Raw genomic sequence first — 6767 nt, 5'->3', positions numbered from 1 at the left:
TCGACATGCGCTGCTTCAGGAAAGCCGACATGAACCCTTTGCCACCAGGGTAGCGAAATGGCGAAACCGCATTCTGTGTCGAGCGATTGGGGTCCTTAGGGACCTCCGTGATCGGAAACTGTAACATTCATACTTCCTACGAAACTTGTCGGTCGTGCGAAAGTTTTCTTTCTAGGAGGTCCGCGCCCGGACAGTCCATTGCTTCAGCGAGTGAGAGCGCGCATTTCCTGACTTGCTCGAAGGTCTGCTCAGGGCCGAACAAGTCGATGCACCTGCGAAAGGGCTTGCCGTGCTGCGGCAAGCCTGAATGTCGCATATGGGCTCCAAGCCGTCACTGGTTTATCTTCACCCCCCTCACCCACCCCCATCCGCAATCGGAATACACGGCGCCTCCTCCACCTTCGGGTCCGGCTCCACGTGGATCGTGATCATGGCGCCTTCGATCTCCCGGCGGATGGCGCGTTCGATGCGGTCGCAGATGTCGTGGGATTCTTCCACTGTCATGGCGCGGGGGACGACGAGGTGGAATTCGATGAAGGTGGCGCTGCCGGCGTGGCGGGTTTTCAGGTCGTGGGCTTCGAGCGCGCCGTCGCCGTTTGCGGTGACGATGGCGCTGATCTGCGCGCGTTCGGCGTCGGATACCGCGCGATCCATCAGGCCGTCGGCGGATTGGTGCAAAAGCTTCCAGCCGGTCCACAGGATGTTGATCGCGACCGCGATGGCGACCAGCGGATCGAGGATCAGCCAGCCGGTCACGGCGACCAGCGCGAAACCGGCGACGACGCCGACCGAGGTCCAGACATCGGTCATCAGATGGCCGCTCTCGGCCAGCAGCGCGGGCGAGCGCAAGGCCCGGCCCCGCTTTCGCAGCATCAGCGCCCAGCCGCCATTGAGAATGGTCGCCACCACGGCGAGGGCGAGACCGCCCAAAGGCGCCTGCAAGGGCTGCGGATCCATCAGCCCCGCGATCGCCGCATGCAGGATCGCGAGCGCGGCCAGGATGATGAAGACGCCCGAGAGAATCGCGGAGAAATATTCCGCCTTGTGATGGCCGTAGGGGTGCTCGGCATCGGGCGGCTTGGTGGCGATGCGCAGGGCGACCAGCGCGACGCTCCCGGCGACGATGTTGACGGTGCTCTCCAGCGCATCGGAAAACAGCGCCACGCTGCCCGTCAGCCACCAGGCGAGGAGCTTGATCGAGAAGACGATGACGGCGACCGCGATGGTCAGCCATGCCATGTTCACGCTGTTGATCATCAAAACGACCGCTCCCCGCGCCGCATTGGCGGCGCGTCCGCGCCTTGCCTCACGCCGCCCCGGCCCCGAGGCTGCGCATCTGCGCCAGCCAGGCCTCGCGCTGCGGCGCGCGCCCCTCCCCTTCGACGCGCCCCATCAGCGTCGTGCGCACCGGCTTCATCCCGGCGAATCTCAGAATGTTACGCTCCAGACTCTTGAGCGAATGCGACAGGAAATACAACCGGTAGACCAGAGCCGGCATGCCCATCGTCACCACGACGCGCGCCGATTTGCCCTTGAGCTTCTGCTGCCAGTGCCCATCCGCGTCGATCGCCATGACGAAACCGCCGCAGGAGAGATGTTCGAGCGCCGATTTCAGAATGGCCGGCATGTCGCCCAGCCAGAGCGGGTAGATGATCACCAGATGATCGGCTGCGCCGACGACGGCCTGCATGCGCAGGACCGCCTCGTCCTCCGGCGGCGCCTTCCATTGTTCCTGGTTGCGAATATACGGCAGGTCCATCGCGGCAGTGTCGATGATAGTCGCCACATGCCCCGCAGCCTCGGCGCCCTCCCGGTAGGCCTGCGCCAGCGCATGGCAGAAATGCCCGCCGGCAGGATCCGGATGCCCCTGGATGATGGCGATGCGTTTGCTCATCACGATACCTCCCCGCCTGCTGCTGCGGTGCGACATCATACGGAGCACGGCGCGATCCGACAGAGCGGGGAATTGCGGAGATCCTGATACGCGAATTTTGGTGCGGAGATCTTGGTGCGGAGATCTTGGTGCCCCTGGCCCGAGTCGAACGGGCACTCCTTGCGGAACTCGATTTTGAGTCGAGCGCGTCTACCAATTCCGCCACAGGGGCGACGCACCATTCGGTTAGCACGTCGACAACCGGCAGATCAACGAATTTTACCGACATGTCAACGAACCTTCAGGTTTCGCTTACGAATTTCGCGCAGATCTCGTAAGAGAAGCCGCCGGGCCCGGGGGGCAGGCTCGGGGCGTAACCTTTGCGCGGCGATTCCGGCCGCGTTTACGGCATCAGCAGGGACGGATCATGCTCAGACGTCTGTATTACTGGACCCTGTCACTCGCCGCGCGGCCTTGGGCGCCGTGGGGTCTCGGCGCGGTCTCGTTCACGGAAAGCTCCGTCTTTCCGATCCCGCCGGACGCGATGCTGGTGCCGATGGCGCTTGCGCGGCCCGATCGCGCCTTCTTCTATGCCTTTATCACGACGATCACCTCCGTCGCCGGCGGCCTGTTCGGCTATCTCATCGGCGCCCTGCTCTACGAATCGGTCGGGCTCTGGGTGATCGAACTCTATGGGCTCGAGAACAAGGCCGAGAACTTCCGGATACTGTTTGCCGAGCACGGCCACTGGACCATCATGATCGCCGGCTTCACGCCGATCCCCTACAAGCTGATCACCATCACTTCCGGCTTTGCCGCCTACGATATCTGGATGTTCATCCTGCTCTCGCTGTTGACGCGCGGCGCGCGCTTCTTTCTGCTGGCGACGCTGCTCTACAATTTCGGCGACTGGATCCGGGGTTTCATCGACCGCCATTTCGCCTTGCTGACGACACTCGTGGCCGTCGTCGGTGTGCTCGGTTTCGTTCTCGTGCGCTATCTGATCTGAAGGTGATTTCGTGCAGATAATCGGCCTCCTCGCCATCCATCGCGGCATCGCCCTGGCCATTGCGCTGGTGAGCTTTGCAACGGTCGCCGCAGCTTTATGGTTCGAGCATGTGGCGGGGCTGCAGCCGTGTCTGTTGTGCCTGTATCAGCGCTGGCCGTATTATGCCGCGATCCCGCTCGCTCTCGCCATCACCCTGCTTGCGCGGCAGCCCGGCCCCGCCCGCGTCGGACTCGCATTGATCGGGCTGATCTTTCTCGCGGGAGCGGGGCTTGCGCTCTATCACGTCGGTGTCGAGATGGGTGTCTTTATCGGCCCGACCGGCTGCGGCGGCGAGGCGGCAGCGCGCGCCACCGACATGAATGATTTCATGCGCCAGCTCGAAACCGTGCGCGTGATCGACTGCTCGCAGCCCGCCTGGATCTTTCTCGGCATCTCCATGGCCGGCTGGAATGCCGTGATCTCCTTCGCGATCGCGCTCATCGCTTTCGCGAGCGCCGCAACTTCATCCGGCAAAGTTACGTTGACCGACTGAACCAACTCCATTAACCGCTCAAGACCAACAAGGAGCACAACATGGCCCGCTCGCGCAGAACCGAAGAACGTGCCCTCGACAAGGACGAACTCGCCTTCGTCGAGAAGAGCCACCATCCCGCGATCAGGGAACTTGCCGACAAGGATCTCGCCGATCTGATCCGGCAGCTGCGTGATCGCCGCGACAAGGCACGCGACGTCGCCAACCGCCAGCGTCGCGAGATGCGCGGCAAGGCGGCCCCGGCTGGAGCGAAGGGTGCCTCCGACAATACCGGCACGAAAGAGAAGCTCGCCATCCTCGCCGCCGCACTCAAGCGGGCCAACAAGGAGCGCGATCGCCGGGGCGAAGGCGCTGTCGAAGCCGCGTGAAGCCTGTGTTGCGGGTAGCGTCAGTCGAGGCCACCCGCCGCACGTCGCGTGAATCGGCGCAGCGCGTCGGATGCCGCCTCGGCGGCTTCGGCGAGATCACGCGCCGCGACCGCGAGCGTCTCCATGGCATCACGCGACGGGCCGGCGGCCAAGGCCTGCTCGACGCGCTCAGCCTGTTGCGAAACGCTCGCAAGCCGATGATCGGCATCATTGGCCGCGATTTCGAGCGGCGTCCCCGCTACGATTTCCTCGAAACGGGCATCGCTGTCCGGATCGGTGATGCCGCAATCGCGCAGGCGCATGCAGGCGAGATCGATGAGGTGCCGGCACCAGCCCTCGGCGGCGTAGCGGCGGCAGCTGCAAGTCATGCCGACCGCGCCCTGCGCACCAGCACGGACCGAGACCGTCTCGGCGGCGCCATCATCATCGGTGATCGTCAGGCTGAGCGGCTGATTTGCCAGATCGTGGGTCGTGAGCATCGAATCACTCCTCGTGACGATCGTAACCGTTGACGCGCATGCTTCAAACACGCAGCCAGAAACGATTATACAGCCCAGAGGATAAACAGCACTTTGACGGAGCCGAACCGCCCCGCGACAAACGAACCAGCCGCCCCGTTCACCGGTACGACCGAAATGCTCGCGGGCGATGATGCCGGCATTGCCCGCGCGGCGGGGCTGTTGCGCGCCGGGGCCTGCGTCGCAGTGCCGACGGAGACGGTTTACGGGCTTGCCGCCGATGCCACGGATGCCCATGCCGTCGCAGGGATCTACGAGGCGAAGGGGCGCCCGCGCTTCAATCCGCTGATCGCCCATTGTGCCGATTTCGTCGGCGCCTCGCGCGAAGGCGTGTTCGACGCCCATGCCCGCCGCCTCGCCGAAGCCTTCTGGCCGGGCCCACTTACCCTGGTCGTGCCACTGGCCGGGACAGCCCGCGTCAGCGATCTGGCCCGCGCCGGCCTGCCGAGCATCGCCTTGCGCGTTCCCGATCATCCGGTAGCGACGGCGCTCCTGCGCGCCGTCGACAGGCCGCTTGCCGCCCCCTCCGCCAATCCGTCCGGCCGGATCAGCCCGACCGAAGCGGCCCATGTGGCGCATGATATGGCGGGCAGGATCGCCGCAATTCTCGACGGCGGCGCGACACGGGTCGGGCTCGAATCCACCATTGTCGCCTGCCTCGATGGGGTGCCGCGCCTGTTGCGCCCCGGCGGCGTGTCGCGCGAGGCGCTGGAGGCGGTTCTCGGATATGCGCTGGCAGAAGATGCTCCCGCCAGCGGGGAGCCGACGGCGCCCGTCGCGCCGGGCATGCTCACGAGCCATTACGCGCCACGCGCGCGGGTGCGGCTGAATGCAGAGACGATCGAACCGGGCGAGGCGGCGCTGCTCTTCGCAAACGTCTCCCCGCGCGGGATCGACGAAGCGGTCGCGGTGAGAAATCTGAGTGCAAGCGGCGATCTGCGCGAGGCTGCCGCCAACCTGTTCGGCGCCATGCGCGCCCTCGACGAGACGGGGGCCGCCGGCATAGCCGTGACCCCCGTTCCGGAACATGGCCTCGGCGCGGCAATCATGGACCGCCTGCGCCGCGCCGCCGCCGATCGCGGCTGAATCAGAATCAGCGTCAGCTGGCGAGTTTTGCAGCGATTTCCGCCACATGCCGGCCCTGAAAACGAGCGCCATCGCGTTCGACCTGCGAAGGCTGGCGCGAGCCGTCACCACCGGCAATGGTCGAGGCACCATAGGGCGAATTGCCCATCACTTCGTCATAGCCCATCTGACCGGAGAAGCTGTAGGGCAGGCCTGCGATGACGAAGCCGAGATGCAGGAGCACGGTATGGAAGCTCAGAATGGTCGATTCCTGGCCGCCATGCTGCGTCGCCGTCGAGGTGAAGACCGCACCGACCTTGCCGATCAGCTTGCCCTGCGCCCAGAGCCCACCGGCCTGATCAATGAAGTTCTTCATCTGCGCGGTCATGTTGCCGAAACGGGTCCCGGTGCCGAAAATCACCGCGTCGTAATCGGCGAGTTCTTCCACGGTCGCGATCGGCGCCGCCTGATCGAGCTTGTAACCGCTTGGCTGCGCAACCTCCTCCGGGACCAGTTCCGGGACGCGCTTGATGGTGACATCGGCCCCGGCTTCGCGGGCGCCCTCCGCCACGGCGCCGGCCATGGTCTCGATATGGCCATAGGATGAATAGTAGAGAACGAGAACGCGTGCCATCGGCTGGCTCCTGTGATCAGTGTTCGTTCCTCCTGATTTAAGCTTTCCACAGCGCAATAAAATAGTTATCATTGTAAGATCGAAATTGCATGGATGCAAGAAATGACACATCCCCAGCATATCCCCTGGGATGAGTTTCGCCTTGTGCGCATCATCGCCGAATCACGCGGACTCACCGGGGCGGCGGAGGTGCTCGGGGTTAATCATTCGACGGTCTTCCGCCGTCTCGGCCAGCTCGAAGACACCTTGCAGGTCAAGCTGTTCGAGCGCCATCGCACCGGTTACGTCCTGACCACGGCGGGTGAGGAGATGGCGGCTCTGGCCGAGCGCATGGACGAGGATGTCGCCGCTTTCACGCGCCGGCTCGCCGGCCAGTCGATCGCACCGGCGGGGGAATTGAGGGTCACGACCAATGATTCGCTGCTGGTGCATCTGCTGACGCCGATCTTTGCGGAATTCACCCGCGCCTATCCCGAGATTCGCCTCGACGTGGTGCTCGCCAACCAGGCTCTGAACTTGTCGAAGCGCGATGCGGATGTCGCCATTCGTGCCACCGACAATCCGCCCGAGACGCTGGTCGGACGGCGCGTCGCGACCATTGCCTGGGCACTCTATGCGCATCGCGCGGATGTGCCCGACCCTTCTGCGGTCGATCTGATCGATCTGTTCGCGAAGCGCTGGGTCTCGCTGGGTGACAATCTCGCCGGACTCAAGGTGACGCGCTACATAGCCGAGCACGTTGCCCCGGAGCATATCGTCTACCGGGTG

At 64.5% G+C, this 6767-nt stretch carries 9 protein-coding genes and 1 tRNA gene; 5 read left to right on the top strand and 5 right to left on the bottom strand.

Going from position 1 to position 6767, the window contains the following annotated elements; all coding sequences use genetic code 11:
• Nucleotides 1-354 precede the first annotated feature (354 nt).
• From VKP01_RS05485 to VKP01_RS05475, 3 genes are all read right to left on the bottom strand, one after another.
• Nucleotides 355-1257 carry a cation diffusion facilitator family transporter gene (locus VKP01_RS05485; protein WP_324411037.1) on the bottom strand — a complete coding sequence of 301 codons (903 nt, stop codon included), beginning with the start codon at nucleotides 1255-1257 and terminating at the stop codon, nucleotides 355-357.
• 49 nt (nucleotides 1258-1306) lie between these two features.
• Entirely contained in the window at nucleotides 1307-1894 is a 588-nt protein-coding gene (locus VKP01_RS05480) for an NAD(P)H-dependent oxidoreductase (protein WP_324411034.1), read from the bottom strand.
• 126 nt (nucleotides 1895-2020) lie between these two features.
• Nucleotides 2021-2105, bottom strand: a tRNA-Leu gene (locus VKP01_RS05475).
• Between the two features lie 195 nt (nucleotides 2106-2300).
• On the opposite strand from VKP01_RS05475, the gene VKP01_RS05470 reads away from it, so the two are divergent.
• Genes VKP01_RS05470 through VKP01_RS05460 form a run of 3 tightly spaced genes read left to right on the top strand, consistent with a single transcriptional unit; the run spans nucleotide 2301 to nucleotide 3782 of the window.
• Complete coding sequence (locus VKP01_RS05470; protein WP_324411033.1) at nucleotides 2301-2882, top strand: YqaA family protein; 582 nt, start codon at nucleotides 2301-2303, stop codon at nucleotides 2880-2882.
• A 10-nt stretch (nucleotides 2883-2892) separates the two neighbouring features.
• The gene (locus tag VKP01_RS05465) at nucleotides 2893-3414 is read left to right on the top strand and encodes a disulfide bond formation protein B (protein WP_324411031.1); all 522 of its coding nucleotides are present in this window, start codon (nucleotides 2893-2895) and stop codon (nucleotides 3412-3414) included.
• Nucleotides 3415-3455: 41 nt separating this feature from the next.
• Nucleotides 3456-3782, top strand: coding sequence for a hypothetical protein (locus tag VKP01_RS05460; RefSeq protein ID WP_324411029.1), 327 nt, complete (start codon nucleotides 3456-3458; stop codon nucleotides 3780-3782).
• A 20-nt stretch (nucleotides 3783-3802) separates the two neighbouring features.
• Here the strand turns inward: VKP01_RS05460 and VKP01_RS05455 are convergent, their stop codons facing one another.
• Nucleotides 3803-4261 carry a hypothetical protein gene (locus VKP01_RS05455; RefSeq protein WP_324411027.1) on the bottom strand — a complete coding sequence of 153 codons (459 nt, stop codon included), beginning with the start codon at nucleotides 4259-4261 and terminating at the stop codon, nucleotides 3803-3805.
• Nucleotides 4262-4417: 156 nt separating this feature from the next.
• On the opposite strand from VKP01_RS05455, the gene VKP01_RS05450 reads away from it, so the two are divergent.
• Entirely contained in the window at nucleotides 4418-5386 is a 969-nt protein-coding gene (locus VKP01_RS05450; RefSeq protein WP_324411039.1) for an L-threonylcarbamoyladenylate synthase, read from the top strand.
• Nucleotides 5387-5399: 13 nt separating this feature from the next.
• Here VKP01_RS05450 and wrbA read toward each other — a convergent pair whose 3' ends face one another.
• Nucleotides 5400-5999 (bottom strand): NAD(P)H:quinone oxidoreductase, encoded by a 600-nt coding sequence (wrbA, locus tag VKP01_RS05445; protein WP_324411025.1) that lies wholly within the window; start codon nucleotides 5997-5999, stop codon nucleotides 5400-5402.
• Between the two features lie 102 nt (nucleotides 6000-6101).
• Between wrbA and VKP01_RS05440 the strand changes: the two genes are divergently transcribed.
• A partial coding sequence (locus VKP01_RS05440; protein WP_324411023.1) for a LysR family transcriptional regulator occupies nucleotides 6102-6767 on the top strand: 666 nt, incomplete at its 3' end.

The organism is Saliniramus sp. (genome assembly GCF_035311605.1).
In the GTDB taxonomy this organism is placed as follows: Bacteria; Pseudomonadota; Alphaproteobacteria; order Rhizobiales; family Beijerinckiaceae; genus Saliniramus.
This window is presented reverse-complemented; position numbering and strand designations above follow the sequence as displayed.

Excerpts from the sequence above, each read along its gene's own strand:
- VKP01_RS05455 (WP_324411027.1), bottom strand. The coding sequence starts at position 4,261 with ATGCTCACGACCCACGATCTGGCAAATCAGCCGCTCAGCCTGACGATC.
- VKP01_RS05470 (WP_324411033.1), top strand. The coding sequence starts at position 2,301 with ATGCTCAGACGTCTGTATTACTGGACCCTGTCACTCGCCGCGCGGCCT.
- VKP01_RS05450 (WP_324411039.1), top strand. The coding sequence starts at position 4,418 with ATGCTCGCGGGCGATGATGCCGGCATTGCCCGCGCGGCGGGGCTGTTG.
- VKP01_RS05460 (WP_324411029.1), top strand. The coding sequence starts at position 3,456 with ATGGCCCGCTCGCGCAGAACCGAAGAACGTGCCCTCGACAAGGACGAA.
- VKP01_RS05485 (WP_324411037.1), bottom strand. The coding sequence starts at position 1,257 with ATGATCAACAGCGTGAACATGGCATGGCTGACCATCGCGGTCGCCGTC.
- wrbA (WP_324411025.1), bottom strand. The coding sequence starts at position 5,999 with ATGGCACGCGTTCTCGTTCTCTACTATTCATCCTATGGCCATATCGAG.
- VKP01_RS05480 (WP_324411034.1), bottom strand. The coding sequence starts at position 1,894 with ATGAGCAAACGCATCGCCATCATCCAGGGGCATCCGGATCCTGCCGGC.